Below are 20,064 nucleotides of genomic sequence, written 5' to 3'. Positions count from 1 at the left end.
CGAACATGGAAAGACTGCTGAAGGAATGGCGCCGCTCCGAAACGGGCGAAGACAGCAACGTAAAGATCGATATCCCATGTGTGGATACCTCGGTTTATGCAAGAGTTTTCTTGGTCGGTTTGAACATGTGATCGGGTACGGTCATGTGTCAGGCCTCTGTTTGCGGCTTTTGACATTCCGCGGGCCGGTATGGCGATGCGAAGGCTGGGTCCATATCAATGCGCCCGTGCGCGAAGCACTCTGGGAAGGCCTGGTTTCCCCAACCTCGATCTTGTCGATCATTTGTCCTTACTGTCTCAAGGTCCTTCTCACATCATACCCCTTTGCCGTCGATTAGGCGGCGCAGGGATCTTGGTCATCTTCGCTGCGTGTCATCATGGCCCAAATGGCTCGTGCAGTTTTATTGGCTAGGGCCACGGCCACAAGCATGCGCGGTTTGCGTTCCAACATTTGTGCTAACCACGATCCTTTCGGTGCACCGTTTTTCAATGCCCATCTGATCCGTGTCATAGCACCGATGATCAGCAGCCTGCGAATGTCGCGCTGGCCCATCTTGGATGTACGGCCAAGCATTTGCCTACCACCAGTCGAGTGTTGGACAGCCACCACCCCCAACCAGGCAGCAAAGTCGCGGCCACGCCTAAAGCCCGCATAGTCCGGAGCAAAGGCTTTAAGCGCCATCGCTGTAACAGGGCCCACACCAGGCGCTGTCTGACGTCGGATTGTTTCGGGGTCTGTCTTCGCCGCTTCTTTCAGGTCCGCCTGGATGTCGGCAATCTTGTCGTTCCGTATGTCGCGCTGTTCGAGATGCGTGCGGCAACATTCGAGTGCCAGTGGTGGCAGGCCGTTATCTGGAGTCTCGATTTGCGCCACGAGTTTCTTCACAAATAGGCGACCTGCAGGGGCGATGATCCCGTATTCCATCAGATGCCCGCGCAACGCGTTTATGATTGCATTGCGTTGGCGCACCAAAAGATCGCGTGTTTTGAAGACCATCGATCGCGATTGTTGCTCTGCCGATTTGACAGGGACGAACCGCATGGTCGGACGCATCGCAGCTTCGGTGATGGCCTCCGCATCGTTGGCATCATTCTTCTGCCGTTTGACAAAGGGCTTCACATAGATCGGTGGGATCAGTCGGACATCATGCCCCAGTTTGCCTATCTCGCGCGCCCAGTAATGCGACGAGGCGCAAGCTTCCATCGCAACAAGACATGGGGGCACGGCCTCTAAGAACTTCAAAACCTGCGCGCGTGACAGCTTTTTGCGGAGTACGGGTACGCCAGACGCTGTAGCGCCATGAAGCTGAAAAACTGATTTTGCCAAATCAATACCGACGACTGTAACCTCTTTCATGGATACCTCCTCCATTCTGGTGCTTTGAACATCACAATATTGGCACATCGCGATGCCGTTGCGGGGTGAGGTATCCACACCATCAATGGCCAAACCCGTGCGCGATCCGGATACGGGCCATAAGATCTCGGCGAATATCGAGGCTGCATTGTGCATGAAGCCGCGGAGCCAGCTGTCCGAACGGCAGGCCGACAAGATCGCGGTGCTCAAGCAAGGCTGTGCGGCGTTTGTTACAATGCGAGAGCTTGCTATGCGCTTTCGAGGGCTTTTGCGCGGCAAGCATCCGGATCAGCTGGAGCAATGGATCGATGATGCAATTGACACCGATCTTGCCGAAATGCAGCGCTTTGCAAGGGTTCTTCACAGGGATCTGGACGCTGTCAAGAATGCAATCGCTCTACCTTGGAACAACGGACAAGCGGAGGGGCAGATCAACCGCCTCAAAACGCTGAAACGAGCCATGTACGGCCGCGCTGGACCAGAACTTATGCGAGCGAGAATGCTACCGTCCAATCACACACTTTGAGGAAGAACCCTTAAATCTGAGACAGCGCCTTCAATGATTTCAGGACGGTCTAGTTCAGCCCGTGGATCAGGGCATTCACTGCCAGCTTCATGATCGCGCCCGCAGCGGGACGGCCGAGGAAGACAGTTTGTTTCCCCATCGCATCGAACAAGGACGCGACCGTGCTCCCGGTTTGTGCTGTGCACCCGGCCATGATCAGGAACTGCGCATCCCTTGCCGCCTGTGTCGCGCCCGAGACCGGGGCGTCGATCACCGTGGTGCCGCTTGGTGCTGCTGAGACAAGCGCCGCAATGTGACCCGGGCTCATTGTGCCCTGACAACCACGTCGGACGGCATCTGCGAAGCAAACACCCCTTGGCCGCCCAGGTGAAACGCCTCCGACGAGGCGTCGTCTGCCAATATGCTGATCACCACATCGGAATTTTTGGCAAGATCACATGGCGTATCTGCGACGGCGCATCCGATCTCGTCCGCAAAGGCCTGCGCCTTGCTGACGGTGCGGTTCCAGACGGTCAGATCGACGCCCGAGCGTGCGATGTTGCGCGCCATGGGCGCGCCCATCCGCCCCAGTCTGGCAAATCCGATGCGCATCACGCGGCCTGACCGGATTTGATACCGGAAATTGCCTGAATCAGATTGTCTTCGGTCACTTCGTCGGATGTGAATGTCCGCGTGATCTGCCCGGAATACATGGCCACGATCCTGTCCGAGATGTGCAGCACCTCGGGCATCTCCGAACTGATGACCATCACCGCGTAGCCCTGCGCCGCCAATTCGCGCAACAGTTTGTGGATCTCGGATTTGCTGCCCACGTCGATACCCCGCGTGGGTTCGTCGACGATCAGCACGTTAGGATGCATGGAGAGCCACTTGCCGATGACAATCTTCTGCTGGTTGCCACCGGAAAGATTGCCCACCTGCTGTTTCCAGCCCGGTGTCCGGATATCCAGCCTGTCGCGGTACTGATCGAAAATTGCCACTTCGGCACCTTCGGCGACAAAAGGTCCGGCCTTGAGATCATCCACCTGCGGGAGGGTCATGTTGTCCCGGCAGTTCATACCCAACACGAGCCCCTGCCCCTTGCGGTCTTCGGGTACCAGGCTGATGCCACGCGCGATCGCATCAGCTGGGGAATGAATGCGCACCTCCTGACCATCGAGCAGGATCTGCCCACCCGAGGGATCACGCAGACCGAACAGCGTTTCCGCAATCTCGGTCCGGCCGGCACCGACGAGGCCATAGAAACCGACAACCTCGCCCCGGCGCACCTCGAAACTGACATCCGTGTAGAGCTTGCCGCAGCTCAGCCCGCGCACTTCGAGTGCGACGTCCCCCAGTTCGTGGTGTGACGCATTCCGGCTGAGGTCGAGCGTGCGCCCGATCATCATCTGCGTGACCGCTTCCTCGTCAGTGTCCGCGGTGGCCACGGTGCCTTGATATTGCCCGTCCCGCAGGATCGAGACACGGTCGGTGATCTTGAAGATCTCCTCCATCCGGTGCGAGATATAGATGATCCCGACGCCTTCGGATTTGAGGTCTGAAATCACGTCGAACAACACGGTTTTTTCCGCGTCCGTCAAAGAGGCGGTCGGCTCATCAAAGATCACCGCCTTAGCATCAACGGTCAGGGCACGGGCGATCTCGACCATCTGCTGGTTCGCGATGGACAGCTCGCCCACGCGAGTTTTGGCGTCGAATCCGACATTCAGCTTTTTCAGAATCGCATCTGTCCGCTCGGTCAGCGTCGCCCAATCGACGCGGCCAAAACGCTTGCGGGGCAGTTCCCCCAAATAGATGTTTTCCGCGACGCTCAGCTCTTCCGCAAGGCTGAGTTCCTGGTGGATGAACACAATGCCCTTGGCCTTGGCCTCCAGCGGGCCGGCCATGACGACCTTGTCAGTGCCCATGTAGATCGCGCCGCCATCCGGTTGGTAAATACCGCCAAGCACCTTCATAAGCGTCGATTTTCCGGCGCCATTTTCACCCATCAGGGCATGAACCTCGCCCGGCATGACCGAAAAGGAGACCCCAGCGAGCGCACGTACGCCGGGAAAGGTCTTGACGATGTCGTCGAGATGCAGAACTGGCTTCGCGTCGGTCATACCTTCAACTCCTCTTTGCCTCTGACATTCAACTGCCGGTCCAAGAACAGCACGGCGATCAGGATCAGGCCGATCACAAGGTTCACCGTCGAGGTATCGGCCCCGATATGGCCGAGCCCCTTGCGCAAAAGCTGAATCGCAATGACACCGCCGAAGGTGCCGATGACCGAGCCCGCGCCGCCTGTGATCTTTGTGCCGCCCAGCACGACAGCTGTAATGACCCAAAGCTCGTAGAGCTGTCCGTCATTGGGGTTCACCGATCCGGATTCGGAGTAGAAAACCACGGCGGAAAGTGCCGCCAGAAACCCAATGATGGCAAAGTTGATCATCATGTGCGGGCCGACGCGGATGCCGGCGTTCACAGCCGCCTCGCGGTTGTCGCCTATGGCATATGCGTTGCGGCCGTGAACGGTCTTGGTCATCACGAACCAGATCACGAGGGTGACGGCCAGCAGGAACCACGACGCTGTCGCAAGCCCCAGAAATTCGGCTTCGGCGAAATCGACGAGGGTCCAGTTGAGATGGCTCGTGGGGTTCTCGCCGTTGAACATGAAGACGATGCCCCGAAAGCCCAACATCGAGCCCAGCGTCACAATGAACGCATCCACGCCGGTCTTCCAGACAATCAGCCCGTTCAGCGCTCCCAGCAGCGTTCCTACTGCAAGCGCCAGCAGGCAGGCCAGAGGGATCACCCAATCGCCAAGGCCCGCAAAGATCGGCCAGGTCATGCTGTCCAGCAGAACGATGGCGGCGATGGCATAGGTGGCACCGACGCTCAGGTCGATGTTGCCGTTCACCATCACAATCGTCATGCCCATGGCGATAATGCCGATCGGCGCCGACTGCTTGAGCAACAACAGCATGTTGTCGAAATCCATGAATGCCTTGTCAGAGAGCGAGAGATATTCGCCCGCAACACTGAAGAAAATCAGCTCAAGAACGATAAAGCCCCAGATCGCGCCACCGGCCAACGCCTTTGAGAGTCTACCCTTTTTCATGCCTTTTCCCTCACGCGATCGGCGACCAGAGCTTGCCGCGCTTGGCCGCGATATCGAGCCAGACAGCAAGGATGATGATGACCCAGGTCACGACGAACTGGACGTAGAACTGCAGCCCCATGAGCAGCAAACCGTTCTGGATAAAACCAAGGATCAGCACGCCAATGACGGTCTTGAAGATCGTGCCCGACCCACCGAGAAGCGACGCGCCCCCCAGAATGACCGCTGCCAGAACTTCGAGCTCCAGCCCCTGCCCGACGGTGTTTTGCGAGCCGAGTGACCGGCTCGCCTGAATGAGCCCGGCCGTCGCCACGCAGGCGGCAGAAATAACATAGCAGGTGAAAACGGTCCGCGCCCGCTTGATGCCCGAAAAGGTTGCAGCGGTGCCGTTACCGCCCACAGCGTAGACCTTGCGACCGAAGGCGGTTTTCGCAAGCACGATGCCCAACAACGCCGCAAGCCCCGCAAAGATCAGGATCGGGACCGGGATTCCGAGTGCGGCCCCCTGACCAAAGACGCTGAACCACGTGCCTTCCTTGTCCGCGATGTCCATGTTCTGGCCACCGGAATAGGTCAATGTCAGACCGTGGATTGCTGACAGCATACCAAGGGTGACAATCAAGGAGTTCAGCCTCAGATAGCCGACCAGAAAGCCGATGAACGCTCCAAGACACATGGTCATTGCGAACATGGCCGGAATGGCGAGGAAGGGGCCGATCTGATCGTGCAAATCCAGCACCACGATGGTCGAGAATGACATCATCGATCCCACGGACAGATCGAGATTGCCGCTGATCACCACGAAGGTGACCCCAAGCGCCATGACCCCCAGTATGGCGGACGACCGAACGACGCTGAACAGGTTGTCGACTGATAGGAATTTCGGATTGGCGATGGTGAAGACAAGTATGAAAACGGCAAAGGCAATCAGGATGCCCTGCCTTGCCAGAACGCCGCCGATCTGTTTTTTGGTCAATGTTGCCATGATCCCCTCCCTCAGGTCGCTGGCGCGCAATGATGTCTCCGGTTTTGGCCCCGGTTGACGACGGCACGCTGTCAGACCAAAGTCATTCCTCCGTCGATCATCACAATCTGGCCTGTCATGTAGTCGCTATCCCTTGAGGCCAGATAGGTCGTGGTACCGGTGATATCCTCAGGTAGCGCCACACGGCCCCTTAGGATCTCGGCTGAAAACTCTTCCATCGCCTGTCCGGGCCGTTCGGCCGCGCCGATGTCGAGAAGGTCCTGGTCGACCTGTTCCCACATCTCTGTGGCGACAACGCCGGGGGCAAAACCTGTGACGGTGATATCGTGCTTGGCCAGATCACGCGCACCCGATTGGGTCAGCGATACGACCGCAAATTTCGACGCACAATAGGGAGCAACATTGTCAAAGCCCTGCCGGCTGGCGATTGACGCGGTATTGATGATCTTGCCGCCCGTTCCTTGCGCAATCATTTGGCGTGCGGCTTCCTGCATTCCGATCATGCAGCCCAGCCCATTGATCCCCATGATGAAATTCCAGTTCTCTTCGGTCACATCGAGAAAGTTCATAGGCTTGTTCACGCCCGCGTTATTGAACTTCACATCCAACCTACCGAACGTTTCAACCGTATTGACCACCATGGCACGAACTGCGTCACGATTGGTAACATCGACCTCCATCGACGTCACGGCATCGGCGCGATCGTTTAACCGGCTACGATTGGCGTCGGCGACCTCGGCCACTTTGTCTGCGTTAATGTCAGCGAAACAGACCTTGGCCCCTTCGTCGAGCAGAGCCTCTCCGATCGCACGACCGATGCCCTGTGCGGCGCCTGTCACGATACACACACGGTCAGAAACACGTCCCATGCCGCGCTCCCCCCTGAAACCTGACTTGAAAACAACAATACGGGGCAGAGACCTTGCCATGCCCCGTATAAGTGAGGTGTCTCAGAACACCGGCTTGGTGAACTCGCCCATGTTGTCCTGCGTGATCTTCGGCGTATCAAAGTAGTTGAGGAAAGGTACTTCTTCACCGCTCAACACATCGATAGCGGTCTTGAGGGCAGCTTCGGCGTCGTCGACCGGAGACTGGTAGATGGACCCCCAGTATTCGCCTGCCGCCATCGCCTCGTACCCCACCGAAAAGTTGGTGGCACCGACGAAGATGATGCCGTCACGGCCCGCAGCTTTGGCCGCGTTCAACGCGCCTACCCCCATATTATCATCGCCCGCATAGACGCCGTCTATGTCGTCATATTTCACGAGAAAAGCTTCCATGACTTGCTGCGACTTTTCGCGGTTCCAGTCACCCGGCTGGGTGTCGACTACGGTGACGTTCGGGCAAACCTCGGGCAGGCGATCTTCGAAACCCTTGGCGCGTTCGATAGCCGTGGTGTAGCCCGGCTGTCCAGTGATGTGCACCACCTGCGCCTCATCCTCGATACCCATTTCCTTGAATTTGTCGCACATGATTTCGGCCGAGCGCGCGCCTTGGGTGATATTGTCTGGGCCGGAGAACGACTTGACGAAATCAAAGCCGGGCTCCGCGATGTTCGAATTGGTTACGATGACCGGAATACCCGCCTGGTGCGCTTTGCGAACAGCTGGGATCACCGCTTCGCCGTTGGTTGGCCAGATGATGATGGCGTCAACTTCCTGTTGGATCAGGTCTTCCATCTGCGCGATCTGCCGAGCAACATCACCGCCAGCATCCAGAACAACCGCTTCGATCGCATCGTTTGTCTCGGCGGCGGCGATAAAGGCCTTTTCGTAGGTAGTCTGGTAGCTGTCGACCCCGACATTATTTTGCGTGATCCCGATTTTCATCGTTCCGTGACCGTCTGCATACGCGGTGCCAGCCAGCGCCACGGCGGCGGTAGATGCTGCAAGAATATTGCGGATCTTCATGTGGGTCTCCTCCCCGATGATGATGATAGCTCTTTTTTTGTCTGGACGCCCCTGTCGGGCGCCCACCACCACTCGAATGTCCGAGCGACTGCGCCCTAGTTTGCAAAGCTTGCCGCTGGGGCAACGCATCAATAATGTCCAGTCTGGATAAAAAAATATCCATTTTGGATAATACTGGCATACGCTTTGAAGGCCATATTGAACAATTTCAGGGGCGTGGTTCATGCACAGTCAAAAGTCATCCAAGTCGGATAAAGCTGCCACAGCAGAACAGCCGATCGTAGAAAAAAGGCTCAAGGCCAAGATGAATGCCATGGAAAGACATGCAAAGGCCAGACCGGTTGTGCCACAGGCGCAAGCTGAGACGCTTGAGATATTGTCCTTTCTGGAAGAGTTCAGTGACGAACTAGAGGGCGCACTCGATATTATTGCGCCCCACGCGCACCTGCGCATGGCCGTGCACCTCTTGCAGGGTCACTTTGAAGCCAAGACCATTACACCGACCTCTTTGATCAGCGCGAGCAGAGTGCCCTATGCAACCGCCAATCGTCGTCTGAAAGAGATGGTCGAGGATGGGCTGATCGAGCAACGTCCGCGAACGAAAACAGGCAAGAGCTTTTCCATGCATCCCAGCGAAAAGCTGCTGGCACAATGGATGCAGTTGTCCGGGCGTATACGTCGGCTCGCCGAGGCGCGCTTTAGCGGTGAAAAGGGCGACCAAGGCACGCGGGACTATTACTTTGGTGGGACCTACGCGGATGCTCAGTCCATTCCACCCCTTCGCGTTCTCACGACACCGTTGAAATTACCGGGTGGCATCCGCGTTCTGGTCCACGGCGACCCGACATTCATGGTGATGGACACCCTGAAGCGGCAGTTCGAACAGGTTATTGGCACGGATATCAGCCAGCGCGCCTTTTCCATCGACCGTTTGCGAGAAGAGGCGCTTCGCAACGCACAGCGAGACTCCAGCCGCTACGACATTATCGCAGTCGATCTGCCCTGGATTGGGGAATTCGCCGAAAAACAGGTTCTGATGCCGCTTGACGAGATGATGGACCTGGCTCGGGTCGATCCCGCAGACTTTCACACGGCAGGCTGGATGGCGGCGCAATGGGGTGGACAGGCATATGGTGTGCCGGCCCAGACAACCCCCGAGCTCTTGTTCTATCGTCGGGATCTTTTTTCCGACGCAGGGCTCGAACCACCCGCGACCACCGATGCTCTGCTCGAAGCCGCGCGCTTGCTTCACCAGCCACAGCGAGGTCGCTACGGCATAGGGTGGAACGCGGCGCGGGGGACGGCACTTGGCCATACCGTCCTGATGACAATCGCGGATTTCGGTCAGCCCATTCTGGATCTGCCGGAAATAGCCGGTGGTTTTGACACGAGCCGTCTAGCCGAAAAAACCTACCGCGCCACAATCGATACCGAGGCGGGGCTGGAAGCCGCCGAATTCTTGATGGAGCTTCTGAGTTATTCGCCTCCGGATATCCTGTCGATGTCCTGGTACGAGCGCATACGTCCTTATGCGGCCGGCAACATCGCGATGGCCTATGGCTATACGCTCCTCGCCCCGTATTTCGAACTGGATGAAAGCTCGCCCGCGTTCGGCCAGACCGGGTATCTGCCGCATCCGGCAGGACCGGGTGCCAGCCCTGTGGCGCCGGTAGGCGGCTATGTCATGGGCATCCCAGCCAACCTGCCGCCGGACCGCGTGCCAGCCGCAGTCGAGGCATTGACCGTCTTCACCTCGCCCGAGGCGCAGAAGCTCTACGTGCAGAACGGCAGCCGTACCAATCCGCGCTACTCAGTGGCATCCGATCCTGACGTCCGTCGCGCCTCGTCAATCTTCGAGGCGGTCGATGCGATGTCTTGGCGCGATGAGCTTCAATTCTGGCCGCGCCCGCCGGTGCCCGAAATCGGCGGGATCATCCAGATCTGCGGCGAAGAATTTCACGACATGCTGCGCGGGATCACCCCCCCGCGTGACGCTTTACGCAAGGCCCAGTCCCGGGCCGATGCGTTGATCCGATCAAACGGGACGTCATAATTTCTGGGAGGAGACATAATGGGGCCCAATCGCTTGAAAGGGAAAAACATTCTGATCACCGGAGCCGCACGCGGCATGGGTGCCGCCAATGCCGAAGCCTTCGCTGCGCAAGGCGCAAATGTGTGCCTTGGCGATCTTGATCTCGACGAAGCGCAAAAGATGGCGGACCAGATCAACGCCGCCGGAAACGGAAAGGCCATTGCGGCAAGAATGGACGTCACCAAACGCGAAGACAATGCAAGCGCCGTCGCTGCCACGGTGGATGCATTTGGATCGATCAATGTGAGTCTATTCAACGCAGGCCTCAACAAACCCCGGTTTTTCATGGATATCGATGAAGACAACTGGGACATGATCATGAACGTCAACACTAAGGCAATGTGGCTGGGCATGCAGGAGACCGCCCGCCAGATGATCAAGCAAGGTCCCATGGAAGATCATCCCTACAAGCTGATCAACGTGGGCTCCATCGCGTCGCGCAAGCCACTGGTGGATGTGACAGTCTATTGCACGTCGAAATACGGCTGTCTGGCGCTGACTGAATGCGGCGCTCTCGGATTGGCTGAGCACAACATCACGGTGAACGGCTATGCCCCCGGTGTCGTGGTCACGCCGCTATGGGAACAACTCGACAAGGACCTCGTGGAGATCGGCTTCAAGGAACGCGAAGGCCAGGCCTACGAGGACATCGTCGAGAGCAATCTCGTCATAAAGCGCGTGTCCTACCCCAAGGACATCATCGGCACGGCCTCGTTCCTTGCGTCCGACGACAGTGACTACATGACCGGCCAAATGATCTCCATCGATGGCGGCTGGGTTACGAAGTAAAACACCAAACCTCTGATTTTCAATTGAAACGGATGCGCTCTGCCGCACCCGAAAGGAGCCTATTCATGTCACGTGCCTTGATGCCGAACATGCTGACCCCCCAAGATCTCGAACCCAACTGGGAATGGCGCGAACGCCTGCCCGCCTGGGGCCATACCTCGGTCGATTTTGAACGCCGCATCGATCATGATCGCCTGCGCCGCTATCGCCTCGCCCGCACGCGCCAGTCGTTGCAGAATTCAAACGCCGGTTCGTTGCTCTTGTTCGATGTGAACAACATCCGGTATGTCTCGGCCACCAAGATCGGTGAATGGGAACGGGACAAGATGTGCCGCTTCTGCCTGCTCACCGGCGACGACAGCCCGTATGTCTGGGATTTCGGCTCTGCCGCTGTACACCACCAGCGCTATTCGGACTGGCTGGAGCCGGATCATTGTCTTGCCGGCGTTGTCGGCATGCGCGGTACCATTCCTCCGGAATTCGGTCTGATGCGAAAATACGCCAAGATGATCGCGCAACTGATCAAGGATGCGGGCATGGCCGACATGCCCGTCGGTGTGGACTACGCGGAAACCGCCATGTTCCACGCACTTAAGGAAGAAGGGATCAATGTGGTCGACGGCCAGCAGATCATGCTTGCCGCTCGCGAGATCAAGAACTGGGATGAGATCCAGTTGCTGACGCAGGCGGCTGCCATGGTCGATGGCGTCTACCACATGATCTACGAGGAACTGAAACCCGGTGTGCGCGAAAGCGATATTGTGGCCCTGTCGAACAAGATGCTCTACGAGATGGGCAGCGATGACGTCGAGGCGATCAACGCCATTTCCGGCGAACGCTGCAACCCGCACCCGCATAACTTCACCGACCGGCTTATTCGCCCCGGCGATCAGGCCTTCTTCGACATCCTGCAAAGCTACCAAGGCTACCGCACCTGCTACTATCGAACCTTTAACGTGGGCCGGGCAACGCCGGCGCAGAACGACGCATACGTAAAGGCGCGCGAATGGATCGACGCCTCGATCGCGATGATCAAACCGGGCGTTACAACCGACAAGGTGGCCGAGGTTTGGCCCACCGCCGAGTCATTGGGCTTTCCGAACGAGGACGCGGCCTTCGGCCTTCAGTTCGGTCACGGGCTGGGCTTGGCGCTGCACGAGCGTCCGATCATCAGCCGAGCCGTGTCCCTCGATCACCCGATGGAGATCCAGACCGGCATGGTCTTTGCACTGGAAACCTACTGCCCGGCCGCGGATGGCTATTCGGCCGCGCGCATCGAGGAAGAAGTCGTGGTGACGGAGACCGGTTGCGAGGTCATCTCGCTCTTCCCCGCCGAAGAATTGCCCATCGCGAACCGGTACTGAGCATGGGTAGTCCGTTTGACCTGACCGGCCAGAAGGCCCTTGTCACTGGCGGCGCAACCGGCATCGGCGAGGGCATAGCCCTCGGCCTTGCCGCCGCCGGGGCCGATGTGGCGCTGACCTATCGCAGCCATGCGCCTAACGAGACATTGGCAAAGATTGAGGCCCTGGGCGTAAAAGGCGCTGCGGTCAAAGCTGATTTCAACGGCATGGATCAATCTGCGGCGGCGGACGTGGTGGCCTTCGCCGCGCAGGCGCTTGGCGGGTTGGATATTCTGGTGAACAACGCCGGGATCATCCACCGCGAAGACAGCACCGACATGGCGCTGGAGGACTGGCGCCGCGTGCTTTCGGTCAACCTCGACTCGGTCTGGCTGCTTAGTCAGGCGGCGGGCAAGCGTATGGTTGCGCAAGGATCCGGCAAGATCGTTATCGTGTCCTCGGTGCTGGGCAGCCAAGGCGGGCTGCGCGTACCTGCCTATACCGCGAGCAAACATGCAGTTCTCGGATTGACCAAGGCCCTGTGCAATGAATGGGCGCCGCTCGGGATCAACATCAACGCCATCGCACCTGGTTATACCGCCACTGACAACACACAGGCTCTGCGCGACGATCCGGACCGCTCGAAGGCGCTGCTAGAACGCATCCCAGCGGGCCGCTTTGCCGAGCCTGAAGAAATTGCTGGCGCCGCCGTTTTCCTGGCCTCTGAGGCCGCGAATTATTGCCACGGGAGCGTCGTCACCGTCGATGGCGGCTGGCTCGCCCGGTAGGAGACATGATGGAACAGACACTCACAGGCAAGACCGCTCTGGTCACTGCAGCGGCCAATGGCATTGGACGTGCCAGCGCGGAGGCGATGGCCGAACGCGGTGCGCAGGTGATTGCCACTGATATCGACGGCGCGGCGGTCGCAGCTTTGGCCGAAACCTCCGTCAACATCTCCGCCTACCCGCTCGATGTGCTGGACACAGAGGCGGTGGAGGCGCTGGTTGCGTCTGTCTCACCGATCCACATCCTGCTCAATTGCGCAGGCTGGGTTCACGACGGCACGATCCTTGATTGCGAGGAGTCAGTCTGGGACCGGTCCTTTGATCTGAACGCCAAGGCGATGTTCCGCATGACAAAGGCGGTTCTGCCCGGCATGCTGGAGACGGGCGGCGGGTCGATCATCAACATCACTTCCATCGTCTCCAGCGAAAAAGGCGCACCTCGCCGCTTTGCCTATGGCGCCTCCAAAGCGGCGATCATCGGCATGACCAAGGCCATCGCGGCCGACTTTGTGAAGGACGGCATCCGCTGCAACGCGATCTGCCCCGGAACTGTTCAAAGCCCGTCGCTGAACGATCGCCTCGCCGCAACCGGCGATTTCGACAAGGCGCTGGCCGCTTTCAAAGATCGGCAACCCATGGGGCGGCTTGGCCAGCCCGAGGAAATCGCCGAAATGGCCTGCTATCTGGCTGGCGATCTGTCCGCCTTCACCACCGGTCAGGCCTTTGCCGTCGATGGCGGATGGTCTATCTGATGGGATTGGATCGCGCCGCTTCCATTGACGATCTGCGCCTACGGGCCAAAAAGCGGATCCCGCGTTTCGCTTTCGATCTGGTCGATGGCGGAGCGGAGAACGAACGCAACCTGCGCCGTAACTGCGAAGCCTTCGAAGAGGTGGAACTGACCCCGCGCTACATGGTGGATGTGTCTGAAATCGACACGCAGACAACCCTGCTTGGCCAGACCTTCGCGACCCCCTTCGGCATGGCACCGATTGGCATGCTCAACGCTTTCTGGCCAGATGCCGATCTGACGCTGGCCAGGCTCTGCAAGGCGCAGAACATCCCCTACGTCGCCAGTTCTGCCGCCTCCACCACGCTTGAAGACCTGGCAGAAGCGGCAGAAGACAATGGCTGGTTCCAGCTCTACGTCTCGAGCGACCCGGACGTAACCGAAGGCCTCATCGCGCGGGCCGAGGCAGCAGGCTACACCACGCTCATGGTCACCGCCGATGTTCCTGCGGCCGGCAAGCGAGACCGGGATATCCGCAATCAGCTGTCCGTACCGTTCCGCTTCACGCCAGAAGTCGTGCTGCAGTGCATGCTCAGTCCGCGTTGGGCCCTCATGAGTTTGCGGCATGGGACGCCAAACGTGGCCAACTACGCTGACCTTTTGCAAACCGCCACGTCATATGCAAACCTGCAGAAGACCCTGATTACACCCGGCTTCACGTGGGCCGACCTGAAACGGCTGCGCGCGCGGTGGAAGGGCAAACTTCTGGTCAAGGGCATCCTGCACCCAAGAGACGCCAAAGCCTGTGCAGATATTGGCTGTGACGGCATTGTCGTGTCCAACCACGGCGGACGGCAGGTCGCATTCGGCCCACCGACGATCAAAGCGCTCCCCGCCATCACAGACGCTGTTGCAGGGCGCATTGCCGTGATCGTTGACAGCGGCATCCGTCGCGGCGCGGATGCACTGCGCGCCAAAGCGCTTGGCGCTGACTTTTCTTTCGCCGGCCGCGCATTCGCTTTTGGTGTCGGCGCGGGAGGGCAAGCCGGCGCCGCGCGCGCCTTTGAGATCTTGCAGCTGGAACTGGTCCGAGCATTGGGTCAGCTCGGCGCGCCTAGTGTCGACAACGTGGGATCATCGCACCTCAGTAGCGTGCAATGACGGCCCTTTGCTGCCGTTGCCCATTGGATCTAGTTGCTGCGCCGCGGCCCGTCATACTGGCCAATTCGCTGCAGCCGCGAGATCCGGGTCTTTTTTGAGGTCGGGATCGCGGGACAAAACCGACCTTGGGTTTTGGCGCTTTGCTGACGCAGCATCCTCTCGCGCCTGCGACGCGTCTTTTGTTGCAGCGCGGCGCATGTCTTCTTCCGGTCATTCGCGGCAGTCAAGTTCGCTCGAACCGACACCGACCTTTCGCTGCCACGTGATTTGACAACTCAGACGCGGACCTTGCCGTCGTTGAGTCTCGGAGCCTCAAAGGCGGGGAGTTCAAAAATGCAGACACTCGGTCATGGCTCCACTGGCGGTTGAGCAAGCAACGAAACTTCACCTTTGCGACTGGACTCTGTTCGCGTTGAGGACGTATCTGACACTGTTTTAATTGGTAAGCGATCCTGCCGCACAGACATGCGATGGCTGATCACAAAAGAAAGTACTGAATATGCCAAGTAGTCTACCGGCTGATGCTACATCATTCGAATTCGAGGGGAACGCGAAGGAGTGGTTCGGGATCTGGATCGTCAACCTGCTTTTGAGCATCCTGACGATAGGCATATACTCCGCCTGGGCCAAGGTGCGGACTAAAAAGTACTTTCACAACAATACCTACGTTGAAGGACGGAACTTCGACTATCACGCGACCGGCAAGCAAATCCTGATTGGCAGATTGATCGTTGTCGCAGTTGTGATCATATTTCAGATGATTTTGACGGCGCTGCCCACTCTGGGTTTGATCCTGATTGTCGCTCTTATTTTTGCCTACCCATGGCTCATCGTACGGTCGATCCAGTTCAACGCTCGGATGACAAGTTTTTCGAATGTGCGCTTCGGGTTCACTGGCACAACCGGGCGCGCTTTCTTGGTCTTTCTGCTCTATCCTGTTCTCATGGTCCTGACACTCTACACGACATTTCCAGTCTTAGACCGCGCGGTGAAGCGTTTCTCGATCAATAACCACAAGCTGGGACAGGCCCGTTTCACGCTCAATGCCCGTCTTGGCGCATTTTATTGGGCGTTGTTCGTTGCGATCGCCTGGATCTTAGCGGTCCTTGTCATCGGTATTTTTACGACTGGCGTCAGCTTTGCCGCATTTTTCGGCGCTATTGAGGCGGCAGAAAATGACCCCGGCGCAGCCTTGGGCCTCATTGGGCTCTTTTACTTGATGTTCTTCGTGGCGTTTCTGCCAGCAGGCTTCATCTATCAAGCGCTTGTCCGGAATGAAGTTTACAACACTACGACTTTGGAGGGGGGGCATCGCTTCGCCTCCAATGTGACGGCGCCCACGCTTTTGTGGATCGCTGTGTCGAATATGGTTGTCGTGGTGTGTACGCTGTTCTTGATGTTGCCATGGGCGCAAACACGGATGGCGAGATATTTGGCATCGCATACAGGTTTTATACCGGGTGGTTCGCTCGACGATTTCATCAGCGATCAACAAGCGAAGGGATCCGCAATCGGAGATGCCTATACCGATCTTGAAAGCGTCGACGTTGGCCTGCCGATCTAGCAGATGAGCGGCGCGCCAAGTCTCCGGGGCCTGCGCGGCCATGCTTATGCGGCGCAGACGTCCCATCGGCAGCCTGCGCGGCTTTTGCTCAGCCAAGCTGCGGCTGGCACGAAGGTCGAGATCCAAAGTGAGGAACAAGCGATTATAGGCGCGGCGCTCCTCTCAGAGGTTAAGATCGACACGCCTCTGGGTCGCGCACCGCGAAAGCTGACATTGCCCGATGGCTCTGTTTTCGAGACAGACGATCACGGTGGGTTCGATCAGTTGCTGGGGCGACAGCGTGGTGCAGCACTGCATGACTTGGAGGCCTTCCGACCCCGCCTTGTCACGTTTGTGGTGTTCTGCATTGCCGCCGTCTGGATGCTCTGGCGATACGGGCTCGATGTGATCGTCGCTGTCGCCGTTGTCTTAACGCCGCCAGTTCTGATCGAGCAGATCGACAAGGGCTCCCTCCAGAGCCTTGATTTTGCCATGGCGGAACCTTCGAAACTCAGTAGCGAGGAAAAGGAAAAGGCCAAGCGGATCTACGACAACCTCTTGGCCACGCTACCCGCCGCAGAGAAAAAACAGCACAGTTTTGATCTGCTGTTTCGGGATATTCCGGATATGGGGCCGAATGCATTTGCGCTACCCGGCGGCACGGTCGTTTTGACGGACGCCTTTGTGGAAATGTTCCCGGAGCAGGATGTTGTGGCCGGAGTGCTGGGCCACGAGATCGGACATGTCGTTGAAGAACACGGACTAAAGCGCTTCTACCGCTCGCTCGGCCTCTACATGCTGATCGCATTTCTTGCGGGAGACCCCGGCCCGATACTAGAAGACATCGTTCTTGAGGGGAACCTGCTGTTGTCCTTGTCATACAGTCGCAGCCAGGAGATGTCCGCAGACGAGTTCGGTCTCAGACTGGCAGCGGAGGCCGGTTTTGACCCAGCCGGCCTCGCGCAATTCTTTAGCAAGGTACAGGAACTTTACGGCGGCCGAGAGCCAGCACAATGGATGTCCTTGCACCCGTCAAGTTCAGAACGTGTAGAGGCCATTGAAGCTCTCATTGAAGCGCTATAGCGTTGGAGTGGAAGCGATCCTGAGCCGCTATTCGTACTCGGCGCAGCATCTGTCGAAATCGGCTCACCTTCTGGTTTCGCCGCCGTTGGCACGAACGGCAGTTCGACGATGCCCAAGGGCAGGTGCTCAGCTTTGATCGAGAAAACTCTTGGGGCTGACAAGGCTGGCGGATGACCGGTCCTGTTCGGCTCGCCGCACCGTCGCTGCCGCGTCAGCATGGGTCAGTTCAGAGCCCAAACCAACCATGGCCTTGCAACGCGGCAAAAGTCTGCTTTGAACTTGTTTGGTGTTTCGCAGTTACTTGGCTTTGAGTACCGTGGGCAGCATGGTCGACCTCAACACACTCCTCTTGTTCGTTCCGATCGCATTGGCGCTGAACCTAACACCGGGAGCAGATATGCTGTTCTGCCTGGGCCAAGGCGCAAAATCGGGACCGGAAGCAGGGATCGCAGCGTCATTTGGGATCGCGACTGGATCTTTCATTCATGCCCTCGCCGGTGGTCTCGGTCTTGCTGCGTTGATTGCAGCCAATCCGATTGCATTCGAGCTGATCCGGTGGGCCGGTGTTGGCTATCTTCTATATCTCGCGTGTAACGCGTTTACCTCTCCCATCGGTGCGTTGAAGCCGGAGAACATGGATAGTTCGAAGAGCTGGCAAGCCTGTAAGGATGGTGTTCTAGTCTGCCTTCTGAACCCAAAGGTCGCGATTTTCATGTTGGCCTTGGTTCCGCAATTTGTTGACCCGGATCGCGGGTCGGCCCTTGCCCAGTTTCTCATTTTGGGAACAGTCTTGAACATCGGTGGGACCGTCATAAACGCATTCATAGGCGCGTTTGCGGGAAGAATCTGTGGCTTTCTCGCCCAGAACAAGTCAGCCGCCAATGTACTCCAGTACCTGACGGGATTCGTGTTCGTCGGTCTAGCCGTAAAGCTGGCCTTCGATAGGCGCGGTTAAGCAAAAAAGCCGACATATGTTGGCAGAGACTGAATGGCGGCAAAGTCCGGATATTGTTGAAAAAGTCCGTTGATTGGCCGGCCTGCCGTTGATTCACTCTTTTTGAGAGTGGAGGTGTGGCGATGATGGGACCGAGGCAGGTGGCGCAGGGTGCGCTGTTTTATGAGTTCTCAATCGAGGAATTTGTGCCCGGGGATCACCCGCTGCATGGCATTGATCGCTTCCTTGATTTATCAGAGGTCCGGCCTCTTCTGGCGTCGTCCTATAGTTCGCATGGGCGTCCCTCGATAGACCCCGAGCTGATGATCCGGATGCTGTTGTTAGGATACTGTCAGGGCATTCGCTCTGAGCGACGGCTCTACGATGAGGTTCATGTCAATCTGGCGTACCGGTAGTTTTGCAAGCTCGATCTGACGGATCCAGTGTCTGAATATTCTACCTTTTCGAAGAACCGTCCCTCTCGGCGATGCAAGCGTTGCCTGCCGGGTAAATACACGGGCGTTTCCGTGAGTGCGGATTGTTCCGCCATCTGTTCGAGATGGTGCTACAGCGATGCATCGATGAGGGCCTGGTCGGCGGCGAAAGCTTTGGCGTCGATGCCAGCCTGATCCCGGCAAATGCAAACCAGACACGCGGGATCGACAGCAAGGAAGGGCTGCCGCCCGAATTGACCACCCGCGTGGTCGAGGAATATCTCGAAAAGCTGGACGACGCAGCCTTCGGAGCCTCGACCAAGGTCGTGCCGAAATACATCTCACCGGTGGACCCTGCTGCGCGCTGGACAGGCGCCGATGGCGGAGCAGCCTTCTTCGCCTATTCCACCAACTATATGGTTGATTTGGACAATGCAGTGATCGTTGACGTCGAGCCTTCTGTTCCGATCCGGACCGCTGAGGCTTTCGCTGCGCGGCGCATGATTGACCGGATCACGGATCGCTTCGATATGACGCCAGACAAGCTGGTCGGCGATACTGGCTACGGATCGGCGGAGATGTTGGGCTGGTTGGTGGAAGAGCGCGGTATCGCTCCGCACATTCCGGTCTGGGATAAATCCAAGCGGACGGACGGCACATTCTCACGTGAGGACTTTGTCTATGACCCCGCGACCGACAGCTACACCTGTCCGGGCAACAAGGAACTGCGAACATACCGACGGAACTTCTCAAAGCCGCGAAAGCCCAATGGCGATAAAGACGGGTTCATCCGATACCGCGCGTCAAAACACGACTGTGATGCGTGCCCACTCAAGCCGCAATGTTGCCCAAGCGACCCTGGTAGGCGCGTGATGCGATCAGTTCACGAAGCAGCCCGAGACGTCGCCCGCGATATCCGCAAAACAGATGCCTACATGACCTCATTCATGCAAAGGCGGAAAGTCGAGATGCTCTTCGCCCATCTGAAGCGATACATCGGCGTGCCGATGATGCGACTTCGAGGGCCCAAAGGCGCATACGAACAGTTCCAGCTCGCAGCCACGGCCCAAAACCTCAGGAAACTTGCAAAACTGGTTCCGCAACCAGAACCAACAGGCTGAGGGGAACAGCCCAGCTGTTTTGGGCTTCGACCATCGGCAGCTCAAACGTCGACTTCTTCAACACTATCTCCGCGACCTGTGAGTTGCCCTACCTGATCCTCCCCCACTGGAGTGGTCCTCCGCTATGTTTAGGAAAACGGAGGAATACCATGGCAAACAAGCGACCAAA

At 58.0% G+C, this 20,064-nt stretch carries 17 protein-coding genes and 2 pseudogenes; 11 read left to right on the top strand and 8 right to left on the bottom strand.

What is annotated here, in order from left to right:
* Window positions 1-333: 333 nt before the first annotated feature.
* Window positions 334-1,356 carry an IS110 family transposase gene (locus Q1A53_RS22530; RefSeq protein ID WP_299971345.1) on the bottom strand — a complete coding sequence of 341 codons (1,023 nt, stop codon included), beginning with the start codon at window positions 1,354-1,356 and terminating at the stop codon, window positions 334-336.
* A 94-nt stretch (window positions 1,357-1,450) separates the two neighbouring features.
* Between Q1A53_RS22530 and Q1A53_RS22525 the strand changes: the two are divergent.
* Window positions 1,451-1,882 (top strand): annotated as a pseudogene (locus Q1A53_RS22525) (transposase); the annotation flags it as partial.
* Window positions 1,883-1,931: 49 nt separating this feature from the next.
* Here Q1A53_RS22525 and Q1A53_RS22520 read toward each other — a convergent pair.
* From Q1A53_RS22520 to Q1A53_RS22490, 7 genes are all read right to left on the bottom strand, one after another.
* The gene (locus tag Q1A53_RS22520) at window positions 1,932-2,189 is read right to left on the bottom strand and encodes an NAD(P)-binding domain-containing protein (protein WP_299971342.1); all 258 of its coding nucleotides are present in this window, start codon (window positions 2,187-2,189) and stop codon (window positions 1,932-1,934) included.
* Entirely contained in the window at window positions 2,186-2,473 is a 288-nt protein-coding gene (locus tag Q1A53_RS22515) for an NAD(P)-binding domain-containing protein (protein WP_299971339.1), read from the bottom strand. The genes Q1A53_RS22520 and Q1A53_RS22515 overlap by 4 nt, the downstream gene beginning before the upstream one ends.
* On the bottom strand, window positions 2,473-3,984 hold the full coding sequence (locus tag Q1A53_RS22510) for a sugar ABC transporter ATP-binding protein (RefSeq protein ID WP_299971336.1): 1,512 nt from the start codon (window positions 3,982-3,984) through the stop codon (window positions 2,473-2,475). Before Q1A53_RS22510 ends, Q1A53_RS22515 begins: the two co-directional genes overlap by 1 nt.
* Window positions 3,981-4,982, bottom strand: a complete 1,002-nt coding sequence (locus tag Q1A53_RS22505; RefSeq protein WP_299971333.1) for an ABC transporter permease — start codon at window positions 4,980-4,982, stop codon at window positions 3,981-3,983. Before Q1A53_RS22505 ends, Q1A53_RS22510 begins: the two co-directional genes overlap by 4 nt.
* A gap of 10 nt (window positions 4,983-4,992) precedes the next feature.
* Complete coding sequence (locus Q1A53_RS22500; RefSeq protein ID WP_299971330.1) at window positions 4,993-5,967, bottom strand: ABC transporter permease; 975 nt, start codon at window positions 5,965-5,967, stop codon at window positions 4,993-4,995.
* Between the two features lie 71 nt (window positions 5,968-6,038).
* A complete protein-coding gene (locus Q1A53_RS22495; RefSeq protein WP_299971354.1) occupies window positions 6,039-6,836 on the bottom strand; it encodes an SDR family oxidoreductase in 798 nt (265 codons plus the stop codon).
* An 81-nt stretch (window positions 6,837-6,917) separates the two neighbouring features.
* Window positions 6,918-7,877 (bottom strand): sugar ABC transporter substrate-binding protein, encoded by a 960-nt coding sequence (locus Q1A53_RS22490; protein ID WP_299971351.1) that lies wholly within the window; start codon window positions 7,875-7,877, stop codon window positions 6,918-6,920.
* Between the two features lie 313 nt (window positions 7,878-8,190).
* Between Q1A53_RS22490 and Q1A53_RS22485 the strand changes: the two genes are divergently transcribed.
* The 10 genes and pseudogenes from Q1A53_RS22485 (at window position 8,191) to Q1A53_RS22440 (ending at window position 19,895) form a co-directional block, all read left to right on the top strand.
* Entirely contained in the window at window positions 8,191-9,930 is a 1,740-nt protein-coding gene (locus Q1A53_RS22485) for an extracellular solute-binding protein (protein WP_299971327.1), read from the top strand.
* A gap of 18 nt (window positions 9,931-9,948) precedes the next feature.
* Window positions 9,949-10,758, top strand: a complete 810-nt coding sequence (locus Q1A53_RS22480; protein ID WP_299971324.1) for an SDR family oxidoreductase — start codon at window positions 9,949-9,951, stop codon at window positions 10,756-10,758.
* A 65-nt stretch (window positions 10,759-10,823) separates the two neighbouring features.
* Window positions 10,824-12,122 carry a Xaa-Pro peptidase family protein gene (locus tag Q1A53_RS22475; protein ID WP_299681899.1) on the top strand — a complete coding sequence of 433 codons (1,299 nt, stop codon included), beginning with the start codon at window positions 10,824-10,826 and terminating at the stop codon, window positions 12,120-12,122.
* Between the two features lie 2 nt (window positions 12,123-12,124).
* Window positions 12,125-12,889: an SDR family oxidoreductase gene (locus Q1A53_RS22470; protein WP_299971348.1), complete on the top strand. Its 765-nt coding sequence runs from the start codon at window positions 12,125-12,127 to the stop codon at window positions 12,887-12,889.
* 8 nt (window positions 12,890-12,897) lie between these two features.
* Complete coding sequence (locus Q1A53_RS22465; protein WP_299971321.1) at window positions 12,898-13,641, top strand: SDR family oxidoreductase; 744 nt, start codon at window positions 12,898-12,900, stop codon at window positions 13,639-13,641.
* Window positions 13,629-14,780, top strand: coding sequence for an alpha-hydroxy acid oxidase (locus Q1A53_RS22460; protein WP_299971318.1), 1,152 nt, complete (start codon window positions 13,629-13,631; stop codon window positions 14,778-14,780). The genes Q1A53_RS22465 and Q1A53_RS22460 overlap by 13 nt, the downstream gene beginning before the upstream one ends.
* 499 nt (window positions 14,781-15,279) lie before the next feature.
* The gene (locus Q1A53_RS22455; protein ID WP_299971315.1) at window positions 15,280-16,344 is read left to right on the top strand and encodes a YjgN family protein; all 1,065 of its coding nucleotides are present in this window, start codon (window positions 15,280-15,282) and stop codon (window positions 16,342-16,344) included.
* Window positions 16,345-16,347: 3 nt separating this feature from the next.
* Window positions 16,348-17,406, top strand: a complete 1,059-nt coding sequence (locus tag Q1A53_RS22450; RefSeq protein ID WP_299971312.1) for a M48 family metallopeptidase — start codon at window positions 16,348-16,350, stop codon at window positions 17,404-17,406.
* Window positions 17,407-17,731: 325 nt separating this feature from the next.
* The gene (locus Q1A53_RS22445) at window positions 17,732-18,361 is read left to right on the top strand and encodes a LysE family translocator (protein ID WP_299971309.1); all 630 of its coding nucleotides are present in this window, start codon (window positions 17,732-17,734) and stop codon (window positions 18,359-18,361) included.
* 122 nt (window positions 18,362-18,483) lie between these two features.
* Window positions 18,484-19,895 (top strand): annotated as a pseudogene (locus tag Q1A53_RS22440) (IS1182 family transposase).
* Window positions 19,896-20,064: the final 169 nt, after the last annotated feature.

The sequence above is a fragment of the uncultured Roseobacter sp. genome, assembly GCF_947496515.1.
Taxonomy (GTDB): Bacteria; Pseudomonadota; Alphaproteobacteria; order Rhodobacterales; family Rhodobacteraceae; genus Roseobacter.
Note: the sequence above shows the minus strand (reverse complement) of the source record. Positions and strands in the feature narration are given on the sequence as shown.